The organism is Acinetobacter sp. CAU_H_56, from assembly GCF_058599425.1.
On record NZ_CM178654.1, the window covers coordinates 2108307 to 2123839 of the forward strand.

13 protein-coding genes and 3 tRNA genes are annotated in these 15533 nt (G+C 41.9%); 9 read left to right on the forward strand and 7 right to left on the reverse strand.

Annotation, left to right across the window (positions count from 1 at the left end; translation table 11 throughout):
- Positions 1-43: 43 nt before the first annotated feature.
- From AC4MCC_RS10045 to AC4MCC_RS10070, 6 genes are all read right to left on the reverse strand, one after another.
- Positions 44-271: a hypothetical protein gene (locus tag AC4MCC_RS10045; protein ID WP_004782813.1), complete on the reverse strand. Its 228-nt coding sequence runs from the start codon at positions 269-271 to the stop codon at positions 44-46.
- Between the two features lie 102 nt (positions 272-373).
- Positions 374-589, reverse strand: coding sequence for a cold-shock protein (locus AC4MCC_RS10050; protein ID WP_004782814.1), 216 nt, complete (start codon positions 587-589; stop codon positions 374-376).
- Between the two features lie 427 nt (positions 590-1016).
- Positions 1017-2717, reverse strand: a complete 1701-nt coding sequence (locus AC4MCC_RS10055) for an NAD-dependent malic enzyme (protein ID WP_419374412.1) — start codon at positions 2715-2717, stop codon at positions 1017-1019.
- A gap of 423 nt (positions 2718-3140) precedes the next feature.
- A tRNA-Ser gene (locus tag AC4MCC_RS10060) sits at positions 3141-3231 on the reverse strand.
- A gap of 87 nt (positions 3232-3318) precedes the next feature.
- Positions 3319-5355, reverse strand: a complete 2037-nt coding sequence (locus AC4MCC_RS10065; RefSeq protein WP_419363396.1) for an oxidoreductase — start codon at positions 5353-5355, stop codon at positions 3319-3321.
- 147 nt (positions 5356-5502) lie between these two features.
- A complete protein-coding gene (locus AC4MCC_RS10070; RefSeq protein ID WP_395526457.1) occupies positions 5503-5856 on the reverse strand; it encodes a hypothetical protein in 354 nt (117 codons plus the stop codon).
- Between the two features lie 245 nt (positions 5857-6101).
- Here AC4MCC_RS10070 and argG point away from each other — a divergent pair, with 245 nt between their 5' ends.
- Complete coding sequence (gene argG / locus AC4MCC_RS10075; protein ID WP_180130400.1) at positions 6102-7445, forward strand: argininosuccinate synthase; 1344 nt, start codon at positions 6102-6104, stop codon at positions 7443-7445.
- A 56-nt stretch (positions 7446-7501) separates the two neighbouring features.
- Here argG and AC4MCC_RS10080 read toward each other — a convergent pair whose 3' ends face one another.
- Positions 7502-8773: a GGDEF domain-containing protein gene (locus AC4MCC_RS10080; protein ID WP_491885224.1), complete on the reverse strand. Its 1272-nt coding sequence runs from the start codon at positions 8771-8773 to the stop codon at positions 7502-7504.
- Between the two features lie 152 nt (positions 8774-8925).
- On the opposite strand from AC4MCC_RS10080, the gene pyrC reads away from it, so the two are divergent.
- The 8 genes from pyrC (at position 8926) to AC4MCC_RS10120 (ending at position 15366) form a co-directional block, all read left to right on the forward strand.
- Positions 8926-9960, forward strand: coding sequence for a dihydroorotase (gene pyrC / locus AC4MCC_RS10085; protein ID WP_419363389.1), 1035 nt, complete (start codon positions 8926-8928; stop codon positions 9958-9960).
- On the forward strand, positions 9945-10604 hold the full coding sequence (gene rnt / locus AC4MCC_RS10090; protein WP_034704922.1) for a ribonuclease T: 660 nt from the start codon (positions 9945-9947) through the stop codon (positions 10602-10604). Before pyrC ends, rnt begins: the two co-directional genes overlap by 16 nt.
- Before the next feature lie 20 nt (positions 10605-10624).
- Positions 10625-10700: transfer RNA gene (locus AC4MCC_RS10095), tRNA-Glu, on the forward strand.
- A gap of 161 nt (positions 10701-10861) precedes the next feature.
- On the forward strand, positions 10862-11017 hold the full coding sequence (locus tag AC4MCC_RS10100) for a hypothetical protein (protein WP_419363387.1): 156 nt from the start codon (positions 10862-10864) through the stop codon (positions 11015-11017).
- Between the two features lie 132 nt (positions 11018-11149).
- Entirely contained in the window at positions 11150-12580 is a 1431-nt protein-coding gene (locus tag AC4MCC_RS10105; protein ID WP_419363385.1) for an amino acid permease, read from the forward strand.
- Between the two features lie 210 nt (positions 12581-12790).
- Positions 12791-12866: transfer RNA gene (locus tag AC4MCC_RS10110), tRNA-Glu, on the forward strand.
- A gap of 109 nt (positions 12867-12975) precedes the next feature.
- The gene (locus AC4MCC_RS10115; protein ID WP_125278932.1) at positions 12976-14388 is read left to right on the forward strand and encodes an amino acid permease; all 1413 of its coding nucleotides are present in this window, start codon (positions 12976-12978) and stop codon (positions 14386-14388) included.
- Positions 14389-14472: 84 nt separating this feature from the next.
- Positions 14473-15366, forward strand: coding sequence for an alpha/beta fold hydrolase (locus AC4MCC_RS10120; RefSeq protein WP_491885225.1), 894 nt, complete (start codon positions 14473-14475; stop codon positions 15364-15366).
- Positions 15367-15533 lie beyond the last annotated feature (167 nt).

Below are 15533 nucleotides of genomic sequence, written 5' to 3' on the forward strand. Positions count from 1 at the left end.
AGAGATCGGCTAGAAAATGTTTAGCCAATATATAATTTAAATATTAAATAACTTTATGATTTAATTTAAATAATTGATTTAAAGATGTATAAAATGTACGACCGTCTAGATTCAGGTCAACTTCGATTCCTGATTGAAGCAGCACTCTTTTACCTACTTCAATTTCCTTAAAACCTTGACGTGTATTTTGCATTTTATTCAAGGGAATCAAAGAAACAATAATTTCTGTACCATTTTTAGATTTTGCAATTAATTCATTAATTTTTAACAACTTGTATCCTATTTTTATACTTCTTCCAATCTAGAAAAAGCTTTTTAACTTTTATTTAAAACAATAAAAAAGCACTGATGCGTGCTTTTTTATTCTAAAGACTTATAGCGCAGTAATATTTACAGCATTTGGGCCTTTTTGACCTTGAACTACGCTGAATTCAACTTGCTGGCCTTCCATTAAGGTTTTAAAACCTGAACTGGCAATTTCACTGAAATGAGCAAAAACATCTGGACCAGATTCTTGTTGAATAAAACCGAAACCTTTAGTTTCGTTGAACCACTTTACAGTACCTTTAACAATATTTGAGTTTGACATAATAAAACCTATTAATTTTTAATAATTTTTAGTCATCTGAATGACCAGTTGTAACTTTGAAAATAATAAAGAATGGAACTTAAAATCTGGATAAAACGAAGGATTATGAATAAAACGACGATACTTAAGGAAGATTTTTTGCAACAAGACTTTTTTCTAGTTAAGGCCAGTATACAGGAAGATTTAAAATAATCAAGTTTTCTTATATATATATTTAATTACTTTATAAATATTATTTTATTATTTACAGAATTTTCATTATATTTTATTTAATTTCAATGACTTGATAAAATAAATCCATATTGCTTCAGTGAGTTAAACTTTTACATTTTAGTGTACTTTCGTTTCCTGCAAACAAAGAAGCAGAGAAATAACAATGTCATCGCTCTGCTTTACTTAATTTTAGGCTGCCCTTTCCCTAATAATATTAAAAGGTCACACGCTTATATTCGCGATATTCTGGTATCCAGAAATTCGCATCTATGGCTTTCTGCAGCACATCAGAACCAACTTTTGGAGCGACGCCATCCTCAACCGCAGCTTGCGCAACCCTTAAGGCAATAATCTTGGAAATATGCTGAATCTGATCCAGATCTGGCAACAAATTGGCGGTTGGGTCTTGAAGTTTTGGAGAGCATTCTGCTAAGGCATTACTTGATGCCATCAGCATATTATCTGTGACTCGTGTAGCGCCTGAAGCAATTACGCCTAGTCCAATTCCCGGAAAAATATAAGAGTTATTACATTGAGAAATAGTATAAATCTGTTCCTGATAATTAACGGGTGCAAATGGGCTACCTGTAGCAATCAGGGCTTTTCCATTGGTCCATTGAATAATATCGGCTGGAACAGCTTCTACACGAGAAGTAGGATTCGATAAAGGGAAGATGATCGGATGTTCACAATTTTCAGCCATTGTCGTGATCACTTCTTTACTAAATAATCCCGGCTGTCCAGATACCCCAATCAGTACTGTTGGTTTTGCATACTTGATGACATCCAATAGAGAAATAATCTCTTCGGCATTTCCCCATTCAGCAATATTTTCTGGTTCTTGAGCCAGTTTTCTCTGGAAATTTAATAGATTCGGCTGATTCTGGGTAATAAGACCAAAGCGGTCCACCATAAAGACCCGCTTACGCGCTTCAGCATCAGTCAGGCCTTCTGCCACCATTTTTGCCACAATCTGTTCAGCGATCCCACAACCGGCTGAACCTGCTCCCAGAAAGGCAATGGTCTGATCTTTTAATTGTTTGTTTGACGCATAGGAAGCTGCAATCAGACTTCCTACTGCCACAGCTGCCGTACCCTGAATGTCGTCATTGAAGCAACATACTCGATCTCGATATTTTTCCAGTAAAGGCATGGCATTGTGCTGGGCAAAATCTTCAAATTGAATTAGTGCATCTGGCCATCTTTGCTGAATCGCCTGTATCACCATTTCGACAAATTCATAATACTCATCACCAGTGATACGAGGCTGACGCCATCCCATATAAATCGGATCATTCAACAGCTGCTCGTTGTTCGTGCCTACATCCAAAGTAATTGGCAAGGTATAGGCCGGACTAATGCCTCCGCAGGCCGTATATAAAGCCAGCTTTCCAATCGGAATGCCCATTCCACCAATGCCCTGATCGCCTAAACCGAGGATACGCTCACCATCCGTAATCACGATCACTTTGACATTTCTTCGATTCACGTTATGCAGGATGTGCTCAATATGATCCCGATCCGGATAGGAAATAAAAACCCCGCGATGACGGCGATAAATCTCGGAAAAATGCTGACATGCTTCTCCTACCGTTGGCGTATAGATGATCGGCATCATTTCGCTTAAGTGATTTTCAATCAAATGATAGAAAAGCGTCTCGTTGGTGTCCTGGATGTTACGTAGGTAAATATGCTTATTGATTGCATCATTGAATGAGCAGTATTGCTGATACGAACGCTGACTTTGTTCCTCAATCGATTCGATTACTTGGGGCAAAAGTCCATGTAAATTAAAATGAATACGTTCTTCTACAGAGAAAGCTGAGCCTTTATTCAGCAATGGGAGTTCAAGTAATGCAGTACCTGCGTAGGGAATATAAAGTGGACGTTTAGGGTTCAGAGGTTCAGTTGCCATTTTTAACTCGCACTTTAAAATTCGACATAAATGAAAGCCGAAAAGAACAAAAAATTATCCTACTATCCTAGTCGACTTTCAGCTGTTTCAGTCATTCAGCGAATTAATAATGAAAAATGTTCTATTTAATAAACTGATAACGGCAATGAAATAAGCTTTAAATTTTTATATCCTCTTGTCAGATAAAAATTTGGATCATACTTTTTGAATTTAGGCTTAAGCTAATTGCCTGAGATTAAATTTTAGAAATTAAAGCTATATGCATTCGTTTTTATTCATTTATTTTTTTAATAAGAAAATATTTAGGAAATTAGATCAATTAGCTTGTTATCTATCTGCTTTATCTAAAAAATCAGACAATTTCCCACTCAATAAAACTTAGGCAATAAAAAACCCCGATCAATGATCGGGGTTTTTCGTATCTGGCGGAAGCGGTGAGATTCGAACTCACGGAGGGGTATAAGCCCTCGTCGGTTTTCAAGACCGGTGCATTAAACCGCTCTGCCACGCTTCCATGTGCGCAATAATACGGAGCTTTTAGGCGACTGACAAGTGAAAATTACAGTGAATCTCATCAACTGCATATAGTTTCATCAAATCCTTACAATTTTGCTGCCAATTCTGCCCCTTCACGAATTGCACGCTTGGCATCTAGTTCAGCAGCCAGCTTTGCTCCACCAATAATATGGTAATTCGCTAAAGTCTTTTGGTCCTCTGAAGGCATGACATCTTTGACCGATTCCTGACCAGCACAAACGACGACCGTATCTACACGCAGCAATTGATCATGCCCATCCACTTCAATCCACAAACCTTCATCCGTGATCGATTTATAGTGCACACCGCGTAACATGCGCACGCCATGTTTTTTTAATTGGGCACGATGAACCCAGCCCGTGGTTTTACCTAAGCCTGCTCCTAAAGCAGTAGTTTTACGCTGTAATAGATAAATTTCACGTACAGGTGGCTCGACTTCTGCTGGCTGCAGTCCGCCTTCACTTACATAATTTGCATGCAGATCTACACCCCATTCCCGTTTCCATTCATCTACAGGTTGCGGTTGTGGCTGATGCGGTGGCTTTAATAAAAATTCTGATACATCAAAACCAATTCCTCCGGCACCAATGACAGCGACACGATCTCCCACTGGTGCGCCGCGCAATACTTCAGCATAAGACAGGACTTGAGGTGCATCACTACCGGTAATTTTCAATTCACGCGGAACAACGCCCGTAGCCACAATGACTTCATCAAAACCTTCGCGTTCCAGTTGCTCCCGATTCACTCGAGTATTTAAACGGACATCTACCCCGGTTTTTTCCAGCTGCACTTTGAAATAGCGAATGGTTTCATGGAATTCTTCTTTACCTGGAATTACTTTGGCCAGATTAAATTGCCCACCCACTTCATTAGTGGCTTCAAACAAAGTCACATCATGACCGCGGCTAGCTGCGACTGTAGCTGCGGATAAACCTGCCACTCCACCACCTACCACGGCGATGCCTTTGGGCTTTTTAGTTTTGACATAAACCAGTTCGGTTTCATAACCAGCACGTGGATTTACCAGACAGGTAGCACGTTTATTTTTAAAGGTATGATCCAGGCAGGCCTGATTACAGGCTATACAGGTATTAATTTCATCAACTCGATTGGTTGCTGTCTTATTTACCCAGAATGCATCTGCCAACAACGGGCGTGCCATTTGCACCATATCTGCCTGACCCGATGCCAAAATCGCTTCAGCCGTTTCTGGCATATTGATCCGGTTCGATGCAATGACTGGAACAGCGACATGTTTTTTGACTTCTGCGGTGTAATCTACGAATGCGGCACGAGGAACAGAAGTGACAATCGTCGGAATACGTGCTTCATGCCAGCCAATACCGGTATTGAGTAAAGTTATTCCAGCCTTCTCTAATGCTTTAGCGACGGTAATAACTTCCTGCATCGTATTGCCATCATGTACCAGATCTAGCAAGGACAAGCGGAAACAGATAATAAATTTTTCACCAATTTCAGCACGAATCGCTTTAACAATCTCCACCGCAAAACGCATGCGGTTTTCAATTTCTCCGCCCCAGCGATCAGTACGCTGATTGACGTGACGGCTTAAGAACTGGTTAATCAAATACCCTTCCGAGCCCATGATTTCCACGCCGTCATAGCCCGCTTTTTTAGCCAGTTTTGCAGTTTTAACATAGTCCTGAATCGTATCCAGAATCTGGTTTTCAGACATCTGACGTGGTTTAAAAGGTGAAATTGGCGATTTAATCGGACTAGCAGATACCACAAAAGGTTGATAACCATAACGTCCGGCATGCAAAATCTGCAACAGAATCTTGGCCCCATGTTTATGCACGGCATGCGTAACCAGTCGGTGCGGTGCGACATCGCCCAAGGTATTCATGGTTCCGCCAGCAGGCAATAACCAGCCTTGACGATTGGGTGAAATCCCGCCAGTAATCAGGAGACCCACACCACCTTTGGCACGTTCACCAAAATAAGCGGCCAGTTTAGGATAATTATAAAAACGATCTTCCAAGCCCGTATGCATTGATCCCATCACCACACGGTTTTTAATCGTGGTGAAACCCAGATGTAATGGTTTTAAAATATTTGCATAGCGCGTCGTTGTCATAAAATATCCCTGATTCTTATTTGGCTAAAAGCTTAAATCTTCTCAATGTACTTTAACTGATTTTCAGGGGCTTTTTATGACTATCAGGTCCGCTTTCTCAGGCACAAATACCAATTGTGGTATTCATGCTGTGCCTGAGTGATGGATTTATTGCTGCCATTGATTTTTGCTGGATTTCCATAAGGCAATTACTCCGAGTACTGTACCAATAGGAAAACTGAGCAGCATCAGGATCGCCATAATTCTGGACAAGGTGCGTCCTGAACCATTGCCCTGTTTGACCTTGAGACAGGCCTGAATATTCAAAACAATCAGCACAGCTAAAAGTAGTAACACAATACCCAGACTCAGCATGGAAATCGTCGACTGCTGATATTCCAGATATAAAAATGCAACCGTACTAAAAACCAGCAAACCAGCATAAATTCCATGCACAATTGACAGAGTTTCATTCTTGGCAGCAGGTTGCAGATGAGGTAAAGGAGGAATATTCGGACTCATGTGGGGTATCCTAAAGATGTTTCTTCTTAATGATGTTATTGAATCTTCCCAGATTTTCCTATTTTTTAAGCTTTTGTCAAAAATACGGTAATTTTATGATTATCTAAGCCTATTGAATCAAGATTTTGAAACGAGTTTTTCTTTTCTAAAGCAAACCTAAATAAAATAATGATACAATTGATGCAATATGTGTTTTTTCAGGCCACCACTTCTGGCGTGCCTATTTCATATCATTAGGATGAACAATGTCTGATAATGCAACTATCTTGCAGAATGTCCCAGTAGGCAAAAAAGTTGGTATTGCCTTTTCTGGCGGTCTAGATACTTCTGCAGCTCTTTTGTGGATGAAACAAAAAGGCGCTGAACCTTATGCTTATACAGCAAACTTGGGTCAGCCAGACGAAGACGATTACGATGCAATTCCAAAAAAAGCTGAAGCTTATGGCGCAGTAAAAGCACGTTTGATCGACTGCCGTTTACAGCTTGCATTAGAAGGTATTGCTGCAATTCAATGTGGCGCGTTCCACATTTCTACAGGTGGCGTTCCATACTTCAACACGACTCCTCTTGGCCGTGCAGTGACAGGTACCATGCTGGTAACTGCAATGAAAGAAGATGACGTGAACATCTGGGGTGACGGTTCTACTTATAAAGGTAACGACATCGAGCGTTTCTACCGCTACGGTCTATTGACCAACCCTAACCTGAAAATCTACAAACCTTGGTTAGACCAGACCTTCATTGACGAGCTAGGTGGCCGTGCAGAAATGTCACAGTTCCTGATCGACAATGGCTTTGACTACAAAATGTCAAAAGAGAAAGCTTACTCAACTGACTCAAACATGTTGGGTGCAACTCACGAAGCCAAAGATCTTGAATACCTGAATGCCGGTATCAAAATCGTTGATCCAATCATGGGCGTTGCATTCTGGAAAGAAGACGTTGAAATCAAACCTGAAGAAGTATCGATTACTTTTGAAGAAGGTTTCCCTGTTGCAATCAACGGTCAACGTATCGAAGATCCAGTTGAGTTCATTCTTGAAGCGAACCGTATTGGTGGCCGTCATGGTCTAGGTATGTCGGATCAGATCGAAAACCGTATCATCGAAGCGAAATCTCGTGGTATCTACGAAGCTCCGGGTATGGCCCTTCTTCACATCGCTTATGAACGTCTGGTCACTGGTATTCATAACGAAGATACGATCGAACAATACCGTATCAACGGTCTTCGTTTGGGTCGTCTTCTGTACCAAGGTCGCTGGTTCGATTCTCAAGCATTGATGCTTCGTGAAACTGCACAGCGTTGGGTAGCTAAAGCTATCACTGGTACTGTGACTTTAGAACTGCGTCGTGGTAATGACTACACCATCATGAACACTGAATCTCCTAACCTCACTTATGAAGCTGAGCGTTTAACTATGGAGAAAGGTGATTCTATGTTCTCTCCAGCGGATCGTATCGGTCAGTTGACTATGCGTAACCTGGATATCACAGATACACGTGCGAAACTGGGTATCTATACAGATTCTGGCCTGCTTGCAGTAGGTACAGGTTCTGCAGTACCTCAATTAAAAGACAAAAACAAATAAGTTTGTTTTAAAGTCAAAAAAACCGCTCGAATGAGCGGTTTTTTTATGGATTCAATTTAGGTATTCACACTGTTCGGATTTGCAGTGCGTATGGATTGGTAATAAATCTGGTTTCGACCCAACTGTTTGGCCCGATACAACGCCTGATCGGCAATTCCCAATAAGGCATCCTTATCAATAAAGTCCTCACCACGATAAACGGTGATGCCCAAACTAATGGTGATATGGTCAGCTACACCAGATTTCTCATGTGGAATTTCCAGACGCTCAATTGCATTAAAGATATTAGAAGCCACTGCATAGGCGCCATGCGCATCGGTTTCTGGAAGCAATACGACAAACTCTTCACCACCATAACGGGCCACGAAATCCATATGCCGGATCGCATTTTTAATAGTGAAGGCAATACTGGAAATGACATCGTCCCCTTTTTGATGTCCATAAAAATCGTTATAGTTTTTAAAGTGATCAACATCGATAAACAAAATCGCCAAAGCATGCTGATTACGGCGGGAACGTTCAAAGAAGATATCCAGTGTTTCATCGAAAGTTCGTCGATTAGAAATTTTGGTCAGCTCATCATGCTGGCTTAAATGCAACAATTCTGTGGTATGAATCCGCTGAATTTTCTCACTGATTCTGGCCCGCATGGTATAGAGAAAAATCATTCGCTCACGGGCAAAAAGCATATAACTAATCACACATCCTAATAGGCTACTGCCGATCAGAATCCGCCCCAAGACCAGCGCATTAAAGTCGATCGATAACATGGATAACAGCCAGACCGCACAAAGTGCAGCAAATAATCCAGTGATTAACATCTGCAAAGGTTTTACTCCGGTCAGAATATAACCCAGAATGTAGATAATCGTGATGATTGCCATCGACTGATGTTGCAAGCTTACTGTTTGAATAGACATGGTCAGATAGGAGGTCGAGACTATCATCCAGAACATCAGCAGCATGGAAGCTTGCGGAAAAAAGCGTTTGATTTTAGGCAGACAAGAGAAGAAATAAAAAGCGAGTAAAGCTAGACTACCATTGATCAGCCCCAGCATACAGCGCACAAAATCATGTACGAAATATTGTGAATCGATAATCCAGTAGTCGGTCGGAACCATAACCAGCAGAAAAATAAAATAGGTCAGTACACCTGCCCAGACATATTTTTCGACATGTTTACGTGCTCGCTCCAGGTTTTTGCTCCAGAACTCCTGTTCCAGATTCTGAGGGAAAACCGAGCCTACACGCTGACTTTGCCGTGTGATTAATTCTTCTATTTTTTCTTTTTCATCTTGCAATTTTGCTAGATTGTACTTGTATTCCATTGCCAAGTATTTATGTAATTTTTTTATTAATTTTAAAATATCATACTTTTATAAATTAATTTATAGATATCCCTTATTTTGTATATATTTCTCGTTACCATTTTGGGCATAGATGCATTATCATTTGTTTTATTTCTCCGATTGAATTCGCCTTGAATACGATTACCCTTCTCCAGCCAGACGACTGGCATGCCCACCTGCGTGATGGTCTCGCTCTGCAACGCACCGTTCCTGATCTAGCCAAACAGTTTTCCCGCGCAATCTGTATGCCGAACCTTGTTCCACCAGTTAAAACTGTGGACGAAGCATTAAGCTACCGTGAACGTATTATGGCGCATGTTCCTGAAGGTAGCGATTTTGATCCACGCATGGTGCTGTATTTCACAGATAATACCTCTCCAAGTGAAGTCAAAAAGATTAAAGATTCTGAGCATGTCAATGCTATTAAACTTTACCCTGCTGGCGCAACCACCAACTCGGATAGCGGTGTAAGCGACATTCGTAAAGTATATTCAGTCATTGAACAGCTTGAAGAGCATCAGGTGCCTTTATTGCTGCACGGTGAAGTGACGCATAATCATGTCGATATTTTTGACCGTGAAAAACGTTTCCTTGATGAAGTCTTAGCACCATTACTGAAACAATTCCCGAAACTGAAACTGGTTCTGGAACACATTACTACTAGCGAAGCAGCTAATTTCGTACTGGAACAGGATCGTAATGTGGCTGCGACCATTACTCCACAGCATTTACTGTTTAACCGTAATGATATGCTGGTTGGTGGGATCAAGCCGCACTTCTATTGCCTGCCAATTTTAAAACGTCAGACGCATCAGCAAACGCTGCTTGAAGTAGCGACCAGCGGTAATCCTAAATTTTTCTTAGGCACCGACAGTGCACCGCACTCAAAAAATGCCAAAGAAAATGCGTGTGGCTGCGCAGGATGCTATAGTGCTCCGACTGCAATTGAGTTATATGCTCAGGCCTTTGATCAAGTAGGTAAAATCGACCGTCTAGAAGGTTTTGCCAGCCACTTTGGTGCAGATTTCTACGGCCTCCCACGTAATACCACAACCATTACGCTGGTCAAAGAAGATCAAGTTATTCCTGAAAGTCTAGACTACTTGGATGGTGAACAAATCGTTCCGCTATATGCAGGAAAAACCATTCAATGGAGAAAAATGTGACAAATGAAACTCTTCCAGTCATTGGTCAGCGTTTCCGTGGATTTTTGCCTGTTGTTGTCGATGTTGAGACAGCAGGCTTTAATGCACAGACTGATGCCTTGTTAGAAATTGCGGCCATTCCAATTGTTTATAATGAAGATGGCCAGTTTGTGCCCGGTGAAGCTTACCATGCACATATCAATCCTTTCGAAGGTGCCAACCTGGATCGCCGCTCTTTGGAATTTATCGGTATCGACCCGTCAAATCCAATGCGGATCGCGATGGCTGAAGATGAAAAAACCGCGTTAAAACGTATTTTTAAATCGGTCAATGAAGTGCGTCGTCAGCAAAATTGTACGCATGCCGTTTTGGTCGGTCACAATGCGCATTTTGATTTGGGCTTTGTACAGGCAGCAATTGCCCGTACCGGAACCAAAAACCAGAACCCGTTCCACAGTTTTTCTGTGTTTGATACCGTGACTTTAAGTGCGGTGATGTTTGGTCAAACGGTTCTGGCTAAATCTTGTATTCAGGCCGGGATTGAGTTTGATGGCAAAGAAGCCCACTCTGCGTTATACGATACGCAAAAGACTGCGGAACTGTTTTGCTATATTTTAAACAAACTCGCACCTCACCTGCTTGACACTTTGGTGGCGGATCAATAAGATACCGCCATCTTCTAAACGTCCCTATCGTCTAGAGGCCTAGGACATCGCCCTTTCACGGCGGTAACCGGGGTTCGAATCCCCGTAGGGACGCCATCTTATTTATTCCCCTCTTCTTTCATTTTTTCCAAGAAAACTCTTTTTCTTATTATTGCTTTCAATACTATTGTTATAAATTCCGTATGACTGAGTTTGGTGCCCTTTCTCATCTGCTTAGGCTATAATCAAATTGATGTTAGGTTTTGATTAATTTTCCCATGCTAAAGAAAATCCTGCTTATTTTACTTATTCTGGCACCTTCAGCGCTTTATATTTATGTGATCAGTCGCGATGATAAAACTGCTGAGAACCAAGCAGAAACTACGCCTGCTGAAAAAACACCGACTGAGCAATACCAGACTCCAGATCACTAGTTTCTAAGGGAATTCTCAAATATTTATTTTTTAAATTAAAAGAAGAACTTTATGAGGAAATTCCAATTTATGTGATATTTCACATAATTAAAACTAAAATACTTTTTTTAAATCTCTCCTTTTAATTGAGCTATGCAATCTCCCTCTCCACCTTCACAGCATTCGTCTGTTGAGGGTCAAACTCCGTCGTTAAAACGTGCCATGGGCACACGTCATCTGATCATGCTCTCCCTTGGTGGTGCGATCGGTACTGGTCTGTTTATGGGTTCAGGTGAAGTGATTTCACAAGCTGGGCCTTTAGGCGCGGTACTGGCCTATATTATTGGCGGCTTGATCGCCTATATGGTCATGCTCTGCCTCGGTGAACTGGCCGTACATTTACCCGTGTCTGGTTCTTTTGGTGCCTTTGCAACCCATTATATTGGACCGGGTACAGGCTATATGGTGTCCTGGATGTACTGGCTGGGCTGGTCAGCCACCTTGGGTACCGAATTTACTGCCGCTGCGATTTTAATGCAGGAATGGTTCCCGCAAACTTCGATCTGGTTATGGACATTGATCTTTGCTGCAGGTGTACTGCTCTCCAATCTAAGCTCAACCCGAACCTTTGCCGAATCAGAATTCTGGCTATCGCTGGTGAAAGTCGCGACTGTACTGATTTTTATTATTCTGGGCTTTGCCTGTATCTTTGGCTTTATTCCATTCCAAGGTTATGAATCTGCGCCACTGTTCAGCAATCTGACTGAACATGGCTGGCTGCCAAATGGTTTAATTCCGTTATTCACCACATTACTAATCGTGAACTTTGCCTTTAATGGCACCGAGATGATCGGGATCGCTGCCGGTGAAACCGAAAATCCTGAGAAAAATGTGCCGAAAGCAATTCATGCAGCGGTATGGCGTCTAATAATTTTCTTTGTCGGTACCATCATCGTCATCAGCTCCTTGCTAACTTATACTGATGCCGGTTTACAGGTCGGTGGTCATGGGGGCTTAAGCAGCAGTCCGTTTGTATCTGTGTTTACCCAGATGGGTATTCCATATGCGGAAGACTTTATCCGTTTTGTGATTATTACGGCGCTGCTCTCTACTGCAAACTCTGGCCTTTATGCCGCTTCACGTATGATGTGGGCATTGTCTTCACAAAACCAGTTACCGCGACTGTTTGCCAAAGTCAGCAAATCCGGCGTGCCTTATGTAGCAGTTTGGGTCACCATGATTGGCGGCTTGCCTGGTCTGCTCTCTGAACAATTTGGTGCAGATGTCATCTTTAAAAACCTAATGGGCGTGGCCGCTTTTACCATGGTGATTGTCTGGATGAGCATCTGCTGGAGCCAGTTTAATTTCCGTCGCCAATGGCTGAAATCTGGTCATAGCGTCTCTGAACTAAAATTCCGTACCCCATGGTTCCCATTAGTTCCCATTCTAGGCTTTGTAACCTGTACTGCGACCGGCCTGAGTATGGCAGCTGACCCTGAAATGCTCTCTGGTTTTATTGGCTGTTTATTGTTTATGGCAGCATGTTATGCAAGTTATTACTGGCTTTATCATCAAAGAGCTTAAATTCTAAACTTTTGAACTGAAATAATTTCTTTAATAAACCCAATTCCGATTGGGTTTATTTTTTCATATCAGGTAAATCCGTTCAGAAAATAACATCTTAATAAAATAAAGTTTTTGTTTTGCCTAATGTTTAAACTGTTAAATACATTTTAGTAAAAACTCTTTTGACAAAGTCCGGCTTAGTCCTTAATATAGCCATCACCTCGCAACGTCCCTATCGTCTAGAGGCCTAGGACATCGCCCTTTCACGGCGGTAACCGGGGTTCGAATCCCCGTAGGGACGCCATTATCTGATCGCACACGATCAAGTCTTATACATTATCCATATTAATACGTTGCAGATTTGTAGTTTTTCACTACAATAACCCGCTTCATTCTCTTATTTTTTGACTCCTATGCACTCATCTCCGAATGATGCTACGCATCAGGGCAATTCTGCGCCTTTAAAACGCGCTATGAGTACTCGACATCTGGTCATGATTTCGCTTGGTGGCGCAATCGGAACAGGCTTATTTTTAGGGTCGGGTGAAGTCATTGCACAAACGGGGCCTGTAGGTGCCATTCTTGCTTATCTCCTTGGCGGGATCATCGCTTACATGGTTATGCTATGTCTGGGTGAACTTGCCGTTCATATGCCCGAATCGGGTTCATTTGGCGCCTATGCCAAACGCTATATTGGACCAGGGACTGGCTACACCATTACCTGGCTATACTGGCTGACCTGGTCAGTGACCTTGGGAACTGAATTTACCGCTGCAGCTTTATTAATGCAGGAATGGTTCCCTAATAGCTCTATGTGGATGTGGACACTGATTTTTGGTGCTTTCGTATTCGCACTGAATATGATTTCCACTCGCTGGTTTGCTGAATCCGAATTCTGGCTGGCACTGGTGAAAGTCGTTACTGTCGTAACCTTTATCCTGCTTGGCCTACTCGCTATCTTTGGTGTAGTAAGTTACCAAGGACAGGAAACTGCGCCTCTATTCAGCAACCTGACAGCTCAAGGCTGGTTCCCTGAAGGTTTATTTCCAATCTTCACAACCATGCTGATTGTGAACTTTGCTTTCTCTGGCACAGAACTGATTGGTGTGGCTGCAGGTGAAACTAAAGATCCAGCCAAAAATGTACCGAAAGCGATTAATACTGCAATTTTCCGCTTACTGATTTTCTTTGTAGGTACGATTATTGTGGTAACTTCCCTTCTTCCGCATCAGGAAGCAGGTCTGGCAGCTGAAGGTGTCAGTAGCAGTCCATTCGTGACAGTATTCCAGCATATCGGTATTCCTTATGCTGAAGATATTATCCGCTTTGTGATTATCACAGCATTGCTATCTGCTGCTAACTCAGGTCTATTCGCTGCATCCCGTATGATGTGGTCACTGTCTTACAGCAAACAGTTACCAGCGGTATTTTCCCGCTTAAATGCGCGTGGTGTACCTTATATTGCAGTCATTGTCACCATGATTGGCGGTATGCCTGGTTTGCTGTCTGAACAGTTCGCACCGGAAACCATCTTCACTAACTTGCTAGGTATCGCAGCATTTACCATGGTAGTGGTCTGGATGAGCATCTGTCTCAGCATGTTCAACTTCCGCCGTGAATGGTACAAACAGGGTAAAACAGCGAAGGATCTTGATTTTGCTGCGCCATTATTCCCGATCGTACCGATTCTGGGTTTTCTGTTCTGTCTGATTACCTGTATCAGTATGGTGTTTGATCCGAGCATGCGTATCAGTTTCTTTGGCTGTTTGCTATTTATTGCACTGTGCTATGCCAGCTACTACAAGTTCTATCACAAAAATGCTTAAACATTAAAATGACTAAAAGAGCAGCTTCGGCTGCTCTTTTTTATTTATACTGAAAATGTTCTAGGCATCCAGCGTGGTGTGTCGATGAAAATTATTTATATTCATGGCATGAACAAGCAGAAATTCAGCTCTGCTTCCCTGCGTCAACGCTGGCTCAGTCTGCTAAAACGCGGTCTGGAACAGTCACATCAACAGGCACGTTTTGCCTACCTCAAACGGCATATCCGTATCCCTTTTTATGGCGACTTGCTGTCCCGTCATCATTTACATAATGTGCTAAATGCCAGCACCTTGATGCCGCAAGACTGGCCTCGCTTTCCTTTCCAGTCTCCAGTTCAATCCCAGCCACCACCGCCTCATTTCAGTCAATATTCACCTGAAATATGTGAAATTCCCGAGTTAAAAGTTGAGGATGCCATGACTTTTAACCAGAAGCTGAAGTTTATTAGTACATTAAGCCGGAATACTCTGTTACGGGATTTTGTGATCTTACTGAATCATTTCCCTCGCCTGCATGATACGCTGATCAAAAAATTTCTGATTGAAACCTATTCTTATCTGGCCAATTCCACATTTATGCAGCAGGTACATCAGCGAATTGGCCAGCAACTGCATGGCGATAAACCCTGTATCCTGATGGCTCATTCTTTAGGAAGTGTGATTGCCTATCATTATCTGCTTCTGCATCCAGAACTGAATGTACAACGTTTTATCAGCATGGGCTCACCAATGGCTTTCCGGGTCATTCAGGAACATTTGCCACAGCCTGTTCATCGACCAGAAGCTATTAAAGGTGACTGGATTAATTTTTATTGCAGCGATGACTTTTTAACTGCCTTTCCATTATCAGAACCGCCTTTTCAGTTTCAGCCGGCAATTATCAATCGGGAGATTCGTACTTCAATTTATCATCCGCATGATATTGATGGCTATGTCCAGCATCCAGAAGTCATCGAAGCCCTGCTAGAATTACTCTAAAAAGCATCTTAATTTACAGATTTAATTTTAATATTTCCTTTGTACTATTTTTCTACTGAGTCAAATTCTTTATCCATACCTACTCATTTTCTGGATTATTTATGACTCTTTTATAAATATACATATGTCTGTTAATTATTGTTTTATCAAAGATAATTTACACATTA